At 54.7% G+C, this 14,313-nt stretch carries 14 protein-coding genes; all 14 read right to left on the bottom strand.

Annotated features, from left to right (window positions below):
- Positions 1 to 156: 156 nt before the first annotated feature.
- The 14 genes from AALG83_01170 to AALG83_01105 all read right to left on the bottom strand — a co-directional run bounded on the left by AALG83_01170 (position 157) and on the right by AALG83_01105 (position 14,311).
- The gene (locus AALG83_01170; protein ID MEY8381771.1) at positions 157 to 633 is read right to left on the bottom strand and encodes a tryptophan-rich sensory protein; all 477 of its coding nucleotides are present in this window, start codon (positions 631 to 633) and stop codon (positions 157 to 159) included.
- Positions 634 to 749: 116 nt separating this feature from the next.
- Complete coding sequence (locus AALG83_01165; protein ID MEY8381770.1) at positions 750 to 1,589, bottom strand: DeoR/GlpR family DNA-binding transcription regulator; 840 nt, start codon at positions 1,587 to 1,589, stop codon at positions 750 to 752.
- Between the two features lie 15 nt (positions 1,590 to 1,604).
- Entirely contained in the window at positions 1,605 to 3,002 is a 1,398-nt protein-coding gene (gene nadE / locus AALG83_01160) for an NAD(+) synthase (GenBank protein MEY8381769.1), read from the bottom strand.
- 140 nt (positions 3,003 to 3,142) lie between these two features.
- Positions 3,143 to 4,252, bottom strand: a complete 1,110-nt coding sequence (gene dnaJ / locus AALG83_01155) for a molecular chaperone DnaJ (GenBank protein ID MEY8381768.1) — start codon at positions 4,250 to 4,252, stop codon at positions 3,143 to 3,145.
- Positions 4,253 to 4,329: 77 nt separating this feature from the next.
- Positions 4,330 to 6,171: a molecular chaperone DnaK gene (dnaK, locus tag AALG83_01150; GenBank protein ID MEY8381767.1), complete on the bottom strand. Its 1,842-nt coding sequence runs from the start codon at positions 6,169 to 6,171 to the stop codon at positions 4,330 to 4,332.
- Between the two features lie 30 nt (positions 6,172 to 6,201).
- The gene (locus AALG83_01145; GenBank protein ID MEY8381766.1) at positions 6,202 to 6,768 is read right to left on the bottom strand and encodes a nucleotide exchange factor GrpE; all 567 of its coding nucleotides are present in this window, start codon (positions 6,766 to 6,768) and stop codon (positions 6,202 to 6,204) included.
- A gap of 12 nt (positions 6,769 to 6,780) precedes the next feature.
- Complete coding sequence (hrcA, locus tag AALG83_01140) at positions 6,781 to 7,827, bottom strand: heat-inducible transcriptional repressor HrcA (GenBank protein MEY8381765.1); 1,047 nt, start codon at positions 7,825 to 7,827, stop codon at positions 6,781 to 6,783.
- 161 nt (positions 7,828 to 7,988) lie between these two features.
- Complete coding sequence (gene hemW / locus AALG83_01135) at positions 7,989 to 9,071, bottom strand: radical SAM family heme chaperone HemW (protein MEY8381764.1); 1,083 nt, start codon at positions 9,069 to 9,071, stop codon at positions 7,989 to 7,991.
- Positions 9,068 to 10,867, bottom strand: a complete 1,800-nt coding sequence (gene lepA / locus AALG83_01130; GenBank protein MEY8381763.1) for a translation elongation factor 4 — start codon at positions 10,865 to 10,867, stop codon at positions 9,068 to 9,070. Before lepA ends, hemW begins: the two co-directional genes overlap by 4 nt.
- 137 nt (positions 10,868 to 11,004) lie before the next feature.
- The gene (locus AALG83_01125) at positions 11,005 to 11,508 is read right to left on the bottom strand and encodes an SEC-C metal-binding domain-containing protein (GenBank protein MEY8381762.1); all 504 of its coding nucleotides are present in this window, start codon (positions 11,506 to 11,508) and stop codon (positions 11,005 to 11,007) included.
- A 23-nt stretch (positions 11,509 to 11,531) separates the two neighbouring features.
- On the bottom strand, positions 11,532 to 12,743 hold the full coding sequence (locus AALG83_01120) for an NADP-dependent isocitrate dehydrogenase (protein ID MEY8381761.1): 1,212 nt from the start codon (positions 12,741 to 12,743) through the stop codon (positions 11,532 to 11,534).
- A 27-nt stretch (positions 12,744 to 12,770) separates the two neighbouring features.
- Positions 12,771 to 13,118, bottom strand: a complete 348-nt coding sequence (locus tag AALG83_01115) for a hypothetical protein (protein MEY8381760.1) — start codon at positions 13,116 to 13,118, stop codon at positions 12,771 to 12,773.
- 147 nt (positions 13,119 to 13,265) lie between these two features.
- On the bottom strand, positions 13,266 to 13,820 hold the full coding sequence (locus AALG83_01110) for a prolyl-tRNA synthetase associated domain-containing protein (protein ID MEY8381759.1): 555 nt from the start codon (positions 13,818 to 13,820) through the stop codon (positions 13,266 to 13,268).
- On the bottom strand, positions 13,817 to 14,311 hold the full coding sequence (locus tag AALG83_01105) for a GNAT family N-acetyltransferase (protein MEY8381758.1): 495 nt from the start codon (positions 14,309 to 14,311) through the stop codon (positions 13,817 to 13,819). Before AALG83_01105 ends, AALG83_01110 begins: the two co-directional genes overlap by 4 nt.
- Positions 14,312 to 14,313: the final 2 nt, after the last annotated feature.

Below are 14,313 nucleotides of genomic sequence, written 5' to 3'. Positions count from 1 at the left end.
CAGGTTCCGCATCTGCATTCAAAGCGCTCTGCCAGTTTTGCTGAAGCTCCGAAGATACTCCGCAGGCAAAAAGCGCTCTTCCGCCTTTTCTCATTTCGGATACCCGACATATATTTTCCATAATATTATACTAAAAAATACCTCAGGAAGCAATTATTAGTTTAGCAGAACACTCTGGTAGGAGAGAATGAGCGCGACGCCCAGCCAAATGATATAGGGCAAAAGCAGATAGGCGGCAGGCCGCTCCACTTCCAGCGTCCTGCGGAACAGATAGAAGGAGAAGAGGAAAAGAAGCACGCACAAATTCAGCGCGGAAAAGACGTTCATGCGCTCGAAATAGAGATACGGATACATCGCACAGCCCGCCCCATTGAGAAAATGCAGAGCCGGCACAATGCCCTTCCCTTTTGTGCGGTAGAGCACCAAGCTAAGACTCACGGCCAGAGCGGCGAACAGCGCCGTCCAGACAAAATAAAACACGGCCGCGAACATGGTTACGCGGTTGCCAAAGCTCCAAGTCCCCTGGGAGCTGAAGATCCATCCCAGCACTTCCATGAGAAACAGATACGCCAGCGCCAGCAAGGCATATTTGGCGTATTCCAAATACCGTTTTGCTTTTTGATTCAATTTCATCACCCACTCTATTCTTATTTGACTTGGGCGCGAAATATATCGAACTTTGCCGCAAATGATTTGGAAACTGTATCAGACGTTTCCTGCAAATAAAAAAGCTGGAATATTCCAGCTTTTTAAGCCTCCTTTGCGGCAAGGCTCTGCTCTTTTTCCTTGGCCGCCTGCCGGGGCAGCTTGGCAACCTCGATTTCCACGCCCTCTTCCCGCATGCGGCTCAAATATTTTTTCTCGGCTTTTTCATCTGTGACGATGACGTCAATCTCGCTCAATGCCGCGCACTTGACGAACGTCGTCTTGCCGAATTTGGAGTGATCAGCCAGCAAAATCTTCTCGTCTGCGCACTCGATGAACGCCCGGCGCACCATGGAAATATCCACATTCGGCGTCGAAATGCCCTTTTCGATGGAGACGCCGTCCGCAGAGAGAAACGCCTTGTCCACGCTCAGCCCATCCAGTGCGGAAATCGTCAGCGGCCCGCAAAAGCAGTTATAGTGCTTGCGCAAAAACCCGCCGACCACCAGGAGATCTGCGTTGATATGGCGGTTGATATATGAGGCAATCCCAAGATCATTGGTAACGACGGTCAGCCCCTGGACGTCCGTCAGAAAGCGCGCCATCTCCAGCGTAGTCGTGCCTGTATCCATGATGATGGTATCGCCGTCCTGCACCATCGCCGCGGCCGCCTTGCCAATGGCGTGTTTTTCCTCTTTGCGGTAGACCAGCCGCTCTTCGTATATCTTCTCGTAGCTCGTCTTTTTATTGCGAATCGCGCCGCCGTGCGTGCGCTTCAAAAGGCCGGCAAACTCCAGCTCCCGCAGATCGTTGCGGATGGTCGCCGGTGAGACGCCGAATTCCTCGCAAAGGCTGGATACCGTGGCCTTCACCTGCCGGTTGACAAGCTCGACAATCAGCTGCTTGCGCTCTTCCGCGAATACGTTTTCATCGCTTCTAGCCAAAATAGTTCCTCCGTCTTATTCGATAATCTGAGCGCCCATTGCCCGCATCTCGGCCAGCGCCTCTTCATGCCCCTGCGCTTCCAGGTAGGCCAGGCCATCTTTCAGGACGGCGACTTCAAACCCATTTTTCAGCAGATCCATGACGGTGTTCTTCACGCAGTATTCCGTGGCGATACCGCTCACGATCACTTTGCGCGTCAGGTTATACTTGAGCGCACCGTACTGCTCGTTTTGCGCGTTAAAGCCAGAGTATTCCTCTTCCAGCGGGTTGCTCCCCTTGTTGAACACATTATAGCGCTCCAGAGGCGTGTTGATGGTCTTTCCAAGCTCCGTATAGAACGCCTCCTCCACCTGGCTCTCCTTTGTGCCGGCAACGGCGTGCTGCGGCCAGGGGCCGCCCTGCTCCTGGAAAGAGCAGTGATCTTCCGGGTGATAGTCGCGCACATAGAATACCCGGTGCTCGGGATGCTCGTTCAGGTAGGAAACAGTATTTTTCACTGCGGCCTCGGCATTCTGGCAGGCCATGCTGCCATCCGTAAACGCATGGATCATATCTACGACGATAAAGCTGGCCTCCTCCTTCTTCTGCTTCCACCAGAGGTTCATGGGCGAAGCGGGCAAATGCCGCTTATGCTCGGCTTTTTCATACAGCGAGACGATACGCGCCATGGTATCCTTCTCCACCAGGTTGCCCCGGAGATACTGGGAAAGCTGCTCATAGGTAAAGCCCAGTTCCTCCTCATCCGAACTGGAGATGCCAAGCCCTGCCGCCGGCGCTTTTTTCATGACGCACTCGGGCGCGCCGTACTGCGCGGCAATGGCGTAGATATCCGGCTTGATCAGGCCGTCCATCGGATTGTAATCGCTGCCGCCGTCGCCGTATTTGGTAAAATACCCGGTGATGTTTTCCGTGGCGTGGTCCGTCCCCACCACAAGCAGCCCTTTGCCCAGCGCATACTGGCAAACCATGCGCAGCCTGGGCTGAGAGTTTCCGAGGAAATAGGAATCCGCCTGCTCCCGAATGCAGCTTGGAGCTATGCTCTCCAAAAGGCCATCGTACATCGGGCGGATATTGATGGTCTCGCAGGTGATGTTGGAAAAGCGCTGGGTCAGGGCATCCGCGCACTCCAGCGCATCGCCGATATCCTTCTGCTCGCCGTTGGGCAAAATCAGCAGATGCACCAGGCCGCTGATATCGCGCACGGCATCTGCCACAAGCGCCGCCGAGACATAGCTGTCGATGCCGCCCGAAAGCCCCAGCATAAAGCCTTTCATGCCGGTGCCCATGAGATATTCCTTGGTTGCGCACTTGATCTCCTCAATTTTGGCGTTGATATACTCCTCCTGAGACTGGTGATCTCTCGCAAAATCCAGCGCAAGTGCATTTAGAATTTCTCTCTGCTTCATTTTCATAACGTCATCTCCTAACCGCGCATCGCTTATACTACTAGTTATTATACCTTTTTTCCAGAAAAATTCAAACATTGCCCGGGGGATATTTGCATAAAAAGTGCGGCGGTATCCCTGGAATACCGCCGCATTTTTGCAGTTTGCTATTTCTTAAAGAGCTTTTTCTTTTTGGGGATGCTCTGTGCATCGATATTTTCCAGCTCCATAATCAGCTGTTTTTGCTGTTCCGTCAGCTTGCGCGGAATCTGCACATTCATCTTGACGAACAGGTCGCCGTACAAATCCTGCCGCAGATACTTGATGCCCTTCCCGCGCAAGCGGAAAGTCGTCCCGGTCTGCGTGCCTGCCGGAATGCTATATTTCACCTTGCCGTCCAGCGTGGGCACTTCCAGTTCACAGCCCAGCGCCGCCTGGCCAAAGCTGATGGGCATCTCCATATAGAGGTTGACCCCTTCCCGTCTAAAGGTTTTGTGCGGCCGCACCTGAATATAGACGAGCAAATCGCCCGCCGGGCCGCCCTTTTCCCCGGCATCGCCCTGGCCGGAAAGCGTGATCACCTGGCCGTTGTCGATGCCGGCCGGGATATTGATGCTGATCTTCCGGTTCTGCTGAACATGCCCGCTGCCCCGGCAGGTTTCGCAGGGCTCTTCGATGATCTTGCCCTGACCGCGGCAGTTGGGGCAGGTTGTGATATTCATAAAGCTGCCAAACATGCTGTTCTGCTGCTGGCGCACCTGGCCGCTGCCGCCGCAGGTCGGGCAGGTTTTGACGCTGCTGCCCGGCTTGGCGCCCGTTCCATGACAATGCTCGCAGGCCTCTCTGCGCCCGATGTTCACCTCTTTTTTCACACCAAAGGCCGCTTCTTCAAAGGTGATGCGCAGCGTTGCCTCCACGTCGTTGCCTCGGGTTGGCCCGCCCCTTCTGGCCGCAGAGCCGCCGCCAAAGAAACTCTCGAAAATATCTCCAAATCCGCCGAACCCGCCGCCGCTAAAGCCGCCCCCATAGCCTCCATAGCCGCCCGCGCTCCCGTCAAACGCCGCCGAGCCGAACTGATCGTACTGTGCGCGCTTTTGATCGTCCGAAAGCACCTGATATGCCTCGTTCACCTCTTTGAACTTCTGGGCGGCGCTCTCATCGTCTTTATTGAGATCTGGGTGATACTTTTTGGCGAGCTGGCGATAGGCCTTTTTGATTTCCTCTGCGCTGGCGCTCTTGTCTACACCCAGCGTTTCGTAGTAATCCTTATTTGCCAAATTCGTTTCCTCTTTTTAACCGCAGAAAGGAAGGCCGGGAGCTTTCACCCGCCTTCCCTTCCGCTTCGGCCTTTTTCCTACTTCTGGTTCTTATCGTCGTCTACCACTTCATAATCCGCATCGACGACGTTGTCATCCTTGGGCGCCGCGCCCTGTGCGCCGGGGGCACCCTGCGCGCCCTGCTCGCTCTGCGCCTGATATGCCTTGCCGAAAATCTCGTAGGAGGTTGTCGTCAGCGCCTCGGTGGCCGCCTTGATGGCCTCGGTATCCGTTCCTTCCAGCGCCTTTTTCAGCTCTGCGGTCTTGGCCTCGATGGAAGCTTTATCCGCATCCGAGATCTTGTCGCCCAGTTCTTTGACCGTCTTCTCCGTCTGGTAGACCAGGGAATCGCCGGTATTACGGACTTCGATCTCCTCTTTCTTTTTCTTGTCCTCTGCCGCGAACTGCTCCGCTTCCTTCACAGCTTTGTCGATATCCTCATCCGAGAGGTTGGTGGAGGCGGTAATCGTGATATCCTGGCTCTTGCCCGTCCCCAGGTCCTTGGCCGAGACATGCACAATGCCGTTGGCGTCGATATCGAAGGTAACCTCGATCTGCGGCACGCCTCTGGGCGCAGCCGGAATATCCGTCAGCGTGAACCGGCCCAGCGTTTTGTTGTACTGCGCCATCTCCCGCTCGCCCTGAAGGACGTGAATCTCAACGGTGGTCTGGCCATCTGCGGCTGTGGAGAAAATCTGGCTCTTTTTGGCCGGGATGGTGGTGTTGCGCTCGATCAGGCGCGTGCAGACGCCGCCCAGCGTCTCGATGCCAAGGGAAAGCGGAGTAACATCCAGCAGAAGAACATCCTTGACTTCGCCGCCCAGAACGCCGCCCTGAATGGCCGCGCCCAGCGCAACGCATTCATCCGGGTTGATGCCCTTATACGGCTCTTTGCCCGTCAGCTTTTTGACCATATCCTGAACTGCAGGAATTCTCGTGGAGCCGCCGACCAGCACGACTTTATCGATCTCGCCGGTGGAAAGGCCGGCGTCTCTCAGCGCGTTCATGGTGGGCCCTTCCGTCGCGCGGACCAGGTCCTCCGTCAGCTTGTCGAACTGCGCCCGGGAGAGGTTCATATCCAGGTGTTTGGGGCCGGTCGCATCCATGGTGATGAAGGGCAGGTTGATATTGGCCTGCATGACGCCGGAAAGGTCGATCTTCACTTTCTCGGCCGCTTCCTTCAGGCGCTGCATCGCCGCGCTGTCTGCGGAAAGATCGATGCCGCTCTCCTTCTTGTATTCGGAGACCATCCAGTCCATGATGCGCTGGTCGAAATCGTCGCCGCCCAGCCGGGTGTTGCCGTTGGTCGCCAAAACTTCGACGACACCGTCGCCAATTTCCAGGATGGACACGTCGAACGTGCCACCGCCCAGGTCATACACCAGAATTTTCTGGGAATCCTCTTTATCCAGACCGTAGGAAAGCGCTGCGGCCGTCGGCTCGTTGATGATGCGCAGCACCTCAAGCCCTGCGATTTTGCCGGCATCTTTGGTCGCCTGGCGCTGGGAATCCGAGAAGTAAGCCGGAACCGTGATGACGGCCTGGCTGACGCTCTCGCCCAGGTAGCTCTCGGCATCTGCCTTGAGCTTTGCCAGAATCATGGCCGAAATCTCCTGGGGAGAATAGCCCTTGCCCTCAATATTGACTTTGCGGTCCGTTCCCATATCCCGCTTGATGGAAGCGATGGTGTTTTCATGGTTGGTTACGGCCTGGCGCTTTGCGATCTGGCCGACCAGGCGCTCGCCATTCTTTGCAAATGCGACGACAGAGGCCGTTGTCCGCGCGCCCTCCGCATTTGGAATGACGACAGGCTCGCCGCCCTCCATCACCGCCATACAGCTATTGGTTGTTCCAAGGTCAATTCCGATAATCTTGCCCATAATACGATATCCTCCTAAATATTCAAATTCTTATTTTACTACTTTCACCATGCTGTGCCGCAGGATGCGCTCCCCGGCCCGGTAGCCGCGCATGAGCACTTCTTTGATCAGCCCGCTTTCCTCGCCTTCCTCCGGTTCTGCCTGCATGACGGCGTTATGGAAATTCGGGTCGAACTGCTGGCCCTGGGCTTCAATCTCCTCGATGCCAAGGGATGCAAAAATCTCGCCCAGCTGTTTTTGGATCAGCTCCACGCCCTGCTTTATGGGCGAATCCTCTTCGCCTGCCGCTTTGATGGCGTATTCCATGTTATCCGCCAGCGGTAGGAACTTTGCCGCGGCATCCAGCATCGCATTTTGATATGCCTCTGAAACCGCCGTCTGGTTGCGCCGCTTATAGTTCTCAAAATCCGCCCGCTCGCGCTGCAGCAGCGAGAGATACTCATCCCGCTCTTTTTGCAGTTTTTCTTTCTCCAAATCGGCTTTTTTGCCCTTTTCCTTGGCGGGCTTCTTTTCGGGCTCGCTCTTCTGATTCTGTGTTTCCTCCTGGAGCTGCTCCGCTACCTTCTCTTCCTGCTGCTCCTGCTTGCTTTTTGCCATTTCTCTCTCCTGTCAGTATTGTTTGTCATCCGCAAGATAATATTGCAAAATCTCGTTCATGCTGGCGCTCACGCACCGCAGTACCGAGATAATTTTCGCATAGTTCATGCGCGTCGGCCCGATGACGCCAAAGGACCCCAGCTTCTGATCGCCCATGCGGTAAGTCGCCGTAACGATGCTCATATCCCTCAGCTCATCCAGCTCGTTTTCCCTGCCGATGCGGATGGTAAATTCCATATCCGTCGAGCGGGAAAGCATATCATAGAGCGCATCTTTGGTCTCCAAAAGCGTCAGAAAATTTTTCGCCTTATCCACATCCTGGTATTCCGGGTGGTTGAAGATATTTTTCGCTCCCCCCAGCACAACTTCCTTTCCAGCCTCCGGCCGGATGTTGGCCTGCACGGCATCCAGCATGCTTTCCATAAAAGCCCGGTGCGCCTCGATATCGCCCACCGCCGCCTCCCGCACTGCCGAAACGGCATCTGCAAAGCGCCGGTTGCTCACTTTATCCGTCAGAAAATTCGAGAGCGTTTCCAGCTCGTAAGGATCCATCTCCTCGGGCACATGGATCACCATATCCCGCACCATGCCCGTGTTGAACACGAAAATGAGCAGAGCCTTATGCCCGCTCAGCTTGACAACTTGGATGCGCCGAATCTCGATTTGCGAGAGCTGCGGGGCAAGCACCAGGCTGGTGAGATTGGTCATCTCCGAAAGCACTTTTGCCGTCGCCTCGATGACGCCGCCCATCTGCCCCATCTTCTGGTTCAGATAGCCGCGGATAAAGGCGATTTCACCCTGATTTAGGCGGGAAACTTTCATGAGTGTATCCACATAGAGCCGATACGCCTTATCCGAAGGCATGCGCCCGGCAGAGGTATGCGGCTGCTCCAGATACCCCCCCTCTTCCAGATCTGCCATTTCATTGCGGATCGTCGCGGAAGAGATGTTCATATCCTCCCGTTTGGAAAGCGTGCGGGACCCAACCGGAATGCCCGTAGCAATATAATCATCGATGATCGCTTTTAGAATCATCATCTGACGTTCGGTTATCGCCATATCTCCGCCCTCCTTTTGGTTTGTTAGCACTCAACTTCATCGAGTGCTAATCAGTACTATAAAAATAGCACTATTTCCCTTTTTAGTCAATAGGCTATTTGTTACGAATTATTGAACAAAGAAAGGCGCAGCCCCCTTTGGGCCGCGCCTTTTTCGGCTTGCTATACCAGATTTTCGATGAGCTCCAACACAACGCCATCCTGCAAATCCAGCCCTTTTTCCGTCAAAACAAGCCGCTCGCCCAGCTCGCACAGGCCGAGCTTCTGCAGCTTGGCAAGAGATCTGCGCATCCCTTCGCTTTCGGGGAGCTCTTCTGCCGGCATACCCTCCAGCAGGCGGGTTTTGAGCATGATGCGCTCAAAGGGCAAATCTGCCTTGAGGCGGGAGATCTCCGCCCGTTTTCCCCGCCCCAGCGCAGCCAGATACCGCCCCAGGCCATCGTCGTTGGAAAAGCGCTCGCCCTGGTAAAAGGAGTGCGCCGAGGCGCCCAGGCCGATATACTCCCAAACGCGCCAGTATTTCAAATTGTGCCGGCATTCATAGCCTTTCTTTGCGAAATTGGAGATCTCATAGCGGGCAAATCCCGCTTCCTCCAGGGTTTGCTTGATGGCGTAAAACATGGCCCGATCCGTCTCTTCATCCGGCTGGGGCATACCATACATGGGAACGCCCTTTTCCAGCTTTAAGGCATAGGCCGAGACATGCGTAACCGGCAGAGCGCAAAGCGCCTTTGCACTCTCCCTTGCCTGCTCCACACTTTGGCCGGGCAGCGAATACATGAGATCCGCGTTGATATTGGAAAATCCCGCCTGGCACGCCGCATCCAGCGCACGCAGAAAATCGTCATAGGTATGCAGGCGGCCAATCGATGCCAAAAGCGCATCCTGCACGGCCTGAAGGCCAAAGGAGATGCGGTTGATCCCCGCCCGCCGATATTCCAGCGCCTTCTGCCCGGAAAAGGAATTGGGGTTGGCCTCGATGGAGATTTCCGCTTCCGGGGCAATCTCGATGCTCCTTCGCACGCCTTCCAGCAGCTGTTCTATCGCCCCATCCGGCAGATGCGATGGCGTCCCCCCGCCGATAAAGACGGTATCCGCGCGCTCGCCCTGATAAAACGCCGCCTCCCGAATCACCGCCTGCACATATTCCGGCATCGTGCTCTCTTTTCCAGGATAGGAGACAAAATCGCAGTAGCCGCATTTGCGCTGGCAATATGGGATATGAATATAAAGCCCTCTGCTCACGAATCCAGCTTCAAAACGCTCATAAACGCCTCGGAGGGGACTTCTACGCTCCCCACCTGCCGCATGCGTTTTTTTCCTTCCTTCTGCTTTTCCAGCAGTTTTTTCTTTCGGGAAATATCGCCGCCATAGCATTTGGCCAAAACATCCTTGCGCATGGCCTTGACCGTCTCCCGGGCGATGACTTTTCCACCGATGGCCGCCTGAATGGGCACTTCAAACATCTGCCGCGGAATGACTTCCTTGAGCTTTTCGGCGATCATTCTGCCCCGGGCATAGGCCCTATCCGCATGCACGATCAGCGAAAGCGCATCGCACATCTCGCCGTTCAGCAGAATATCCAGCTTGACCAGATCGCTCTTCTGATAGCCGCAGAGCTCATAATCCAGCGACGCGTATCCCCGCGTGCGGGATTTGAGCTGATCGAAGAAATCATAGATGATCTCGTTGAGCGGGATCTCATAGTGCAGGACGACGCGCGTCGTCTCGATATACTCCATATTCTTGAAAATGCCGCGCTTTTCCTGGCAAATATCCATCACCGCGCCGACATACTCATCCGGCGTCATGACGGATACCTTGGCCATCGGCTCTTCCATATGCTCGATGGTGGAGGGATCGGGCAGGTTGGTGGGGTTTTCCACCACAACCAGCTCGCCGTTCGTCAGAATCACATGGTAGCTGACGCTGGGAGCCGTGGTCACCAGATCGAGATCGAATTCCCGCTCCAGCCGCTCCTGAATGATCTCCATATGCAAAAGCCCCAAAAATCCGCAGCGGAAGCCAAAGCCCAAGGCGACGGACGTCTCCGGATCATAGCTTAAGGAGGCGTCGTTTAAATGCAGTTTTTCCAGCGCATCCTTCAGATCATCGTATCTGGCGCCGTCGGCCGGGTAGATGCCGCAGTAGACCATGGAGGAGACTTTCTTATACCCCGGCAGCGGCTCTGGAGCCGGCCGGGCCGCCAGCGTTACCGTATCGCCCACCCGCGTATCGCTGATGGTCTTGACGCTTGCCGCAATATAGCCGACTTCCCCCGCCTTTAGGCTTTCCGCGGGCAGCAGCCTGGGGGTGAAAATGCCCACTTCCGTGACGTCGTATTCTTTCTCCGTGGCCATAAACCGGATGATGTCCCCAGTTTTGACGCTGCCCTCTTTGACGCGCACAAAGCTGATAGCGCCTTTATAGTTATCATAGAAGGAATCGAAGATCAGCGCTTTCAGCGGCGCGGAGGAATCGCCCTTGGGCGGGGGCAGGTAATCCACGATCGCATCCAGAACGCTCTCGATATTCAGGCCGGTTTTCGCGCTGATGCGCGGCGCATAGCTGCAATCCAGCCCGATGACATCCTCGATTTCCTGCGCCACTTCATCCGGCCGCGCCGAGGGCAAGTCCACTTTATTGATGACAGGCAAAATCTCCAGATCGTTATCCAGCGCCAGATAGACGTTTGCCAGCGTCTGCGCCTCGATGCCCTGGCTGGCATCCACCACAAGGATCGCCCCTTCGCAGGCCGCCAGCGAGCGGGAGACTTCATACGTGAAGTCCACATGCCCGGGCGTATCAATGAGGTTAAACGTATATTCGATGCCGTCTTTCTCGTGGAACATGCGCACCGCCTGGGATTTGATGGTGATGCCGCGCTCGCGCTCCAAATCCATCTGATCCAGCAGCCGATCCTCCATCTCCCGCATGGAGACTGTTTTGGTCTTTTCAATTAAGCGATCGGCCAGAGTGGATTTGCCGTGGTCGATATGCGCGATAATGCAAAAATTGCGAATGGTATCCTGCCTGTTCATACTACCTCCAAAATAGCTCTCCTATATCTTATGGGAATTTCCTAAAAAAAGCAAGGATGCGCCGGGAAAATCCGCGCTCTTCGAAAAGAGCGAAATAAAAAACCGGCGGTTGCCGGTTTCTTATTTGATCTGCCAGATTAGAGGTTCTTTCCGCAGCACTTTTTATATTTTTTGCCGCTGCCGCAGGGGCAGGGATCGTTGCGACCGACCTTGTTCTCGTTGATGATCTGGCCGGATTTGCGCCACGCTTTGGTGATCTCCCGGCGCTTCTCTTCCGAAAGAACGCCTTCCCACTCAGGCAGAGTATACAGCCACTTTGCCTTGGCATCCAGCATATTATAGAACAGCTTCTCGAAATCCACTTTCAGCTCGATCTCTGTATCTTCTGCCAGCCCCGCAATTTCATAGCCGGAGACCAGGCTCTCATTGATGCCGTCTAGAAAGCCGGTGAAAACTTCGGGCGTCATCCCGAACTGCTCTGCCAGCTCCGAAAGCTTGCCCACAAAGACCTTTTCCGGCTCGGCGAGAATTTTCTTGTAGTTCTCTGTTTCCGCCGCAAAATACTCCTGCCAATATGCCAGCTGCGCCTCCTGCGTCTGCTGCATATCTGCCAGCTGCTGCCACTTTTCGTATAGTGTCATCCCATTTTCCTCTTTTGTCTCAATTATTGATAAAGGCTCTCGAGGTTTTCCCGAATCGCCTTGATAAACTGGCTCGAATTGACCGCTTTGACGTTTTCCAGCGTAGAGAGAAGCGCCAGATCCCGCGTCATCACGCCGCCTTCAATGGTCGAGAGCGTGGCCTGCTCCAGCTTCTGGGCAAACTCCATCAGCTCCTGATTGCCATCCAGCTCGCCGCGCTTTCTGAGCGCGCCAGACCAGGCAAAGATCGTCGCAACCGAGTTGGTGGAAGTCTCCTCGCCTTTGAGATGCTTATAGTAATGGCGCGTAACCGTGCCGTGAGCGGCCTCGTATTCGTAGTTGCCGTCCGGCGAGACCAGCACCGATGTCATCATGGCAAGGCTTCCGAAGGCCGTCGCTACCATATCGCTCATGACATCGCCGTCGTAATTCTTCAGCGCCCAAATGAACCCGCCTTCCGAGCGCACCACCCGGGCGACGGCATCGTCGATGAGCGTATAGAAATATTCCAGGCCCGCGGCCTCGAATTTCTCGGCGAACTCCGCGTCATAAATCTCCTGGAAAATATCCTTAAACGTGTGGTCATACTGCTTGGAAATGGTATCCTTGGTAGAGAACCAGAGATCCTTTTTCTCGCCCAGGGCAAACTGGAAGCAGCTTCTGGCAAAGCTCCGAATGGAATCGACGGTGTTATACATCGCCAGGGCAATGCCGCCGTTCTCGTTATACTCATAGACGGGCAGCCGCTGCTCCTCGCCGTTTTGCGAGACAATCAGCTCCACTTTCCCGCCGCCTGCGACCTTGGATTCGGTATCCCGGTAAATATCGCCGAAAGCATGGCGGGCGATGGTGATGGGCTGTTTCCACGTACGCACAAAGGGCTCGATCCCCTTCACGAGAATGGGCGTGCGGAAAACAGTTCCATCCAGCACGGCGCGGATCGTCCCGTTGGGGCTTTTATACATTTCCTTCAGATGATATTCTTCCACTCGCTGGGCATTGGGCGTGATCGTCGCGCATTTGACGCCGACGCCGTACTTTTTGATGGCGTTGGCCGCGTCGTAAGTAACCTGATCGTCCGTCTCATCCCGATACGGCAGGCCGAGATCGTAATACTCTGTTTTCAGATCCACAAACGGGCACAACAGCTCCTCTTTGATCTGCCCCCAGAGAATGCGCGTCATCTCATCGCCATCCATCTCTACCAGCGGGGTGCTCATCCTGATTTTTTCCATGTAGTCTATTTCGTCCTCTCTAAAAAATTATTTGCTGCATTTCTCGGCCAGATCGTAGAAGAAGGGGATGCGCAGAAAGCTGTCGCCCAGAGCGCGCGCCAGGCCGATGATCATAATGATGCCATAAAGAGCATAGAGCACGGCGATCAAAATGGAGAAGAGCACTCCAATGACCGGGATTTTCGCAAAAAAGAACAGCACCATATTGATCAGAATCACGCCGATCAAAGTAAAGAGCGACATCAGGCAATGCCGGCGGATTGTTTTATCGCTGTAATCAAAAATCAAAAACAAAAAGCTGCCCAGAAACGGGATGAGATAGATCAGAAGATATGCCAGCCTAACATCCACGCCAATGCTCGATTTGTTGTTCATATTGCTTCCCCCTTTGCTCATAGAACATATATTTTCTTGCTTTTCATACTATCACAAAATTTGCCGGAATGGCAATGATATTGGCAAATTTTCGGCATATTTACAAAACTTTCACGGTTCCCCTGCAAAATGCCTTTCCGCCCGCATTCAGATATCCATCCAAATAGGCGCATGATCAAAAGCCGGCAGGAAAACTTCGAGGAAATCCCGCATGGAAATGCGCAGGCTGGAGGTATTGACACACGGATGACACCCAAGCGCCTCCAAATGCTCTATTTCGCGATCCAAAACCAGCTGAACGCGCCCGTCCGCATCGTTCATCAATCCCAAAACGCTCACCGACCCTGGCTGCAAATCCAAAAAGGCCTCCATCTGTTCCGGCCTGCCAAAAGAGAGCCGGGATACCCCGAGCTGCTCCGCAAGCTTTTTGAGATCGGCGCGTTTTTCCGCGGGCAGTGTCACCATGAAATACCGGGACTTATCCGCATTGCGCAAAAAGAGATTTTTCAGATTCGGAATGCCCAGCGCCGCATCGATGGCATCGCAGGAGCCGTCCGCAGCAGAATAAACCGCCTGATGATCCAGGCGCACAAATGGAATGTTCAGCTGCTGCAAGGCGGCGTATACCCGCATCTCCCGCTGACTGCGCTGGTCTTCGGGCGCCCCGTGGCAAAGCGGGCCTAAACTGGATTGACTGCTCATCGCGCGGCCTCCCCTTCACTGCCCGGCCCCAAATATTTTTCCATGATATAGTGCCCCTCCCCATCCGGCTGTTCGCTGGTATAGGCATAGCCCATCTTATGATAAAAAGCGTGGGAGGTGATGGAAGAGGGAATGGTGATTTTGACCCCGCCGTTTGCCCGCACATACGCTTCGCCTGCCGCGATGAGCGCCCGGCCAACTCCCTTTCTATGGTATTCCGGCTGAACAAAGATGGTCAGAAAATAGTATTCGCCTTTTGGGCCGTTCCAGGATGGCTCGATCGTCAAAATGCCGATGGGCTCATCCCCCTCTGCCGCCACAAAAATCTCCCGTTTTTGCGCAAAATTCCGAATTTGCTCCGGGCCAAAGCCCAGGATCAGCCGCCGTATCTCGCGTATCGGGTAATCCCTGGAATTGACCTCTACAAGATTGCGGACGACAATCTCCGAGAGTTTCTCTGCATATTTTTCCTGATAGCCAACAATCTGCATTT

Source organism: Christensenellaceae bacterium 44-20 (assembly GCA_041223705.1).
In the GTDB taxonomy this organism is placed as follows: Bacteria; Bacillota; Clostridia; order Christensenellales; family Christensenellaceae; genus QANA01.
Note: the sequence above shows the minus strand (reverse complement) of the source record. Positions and strands in the feature narration are given on the sequence as shown.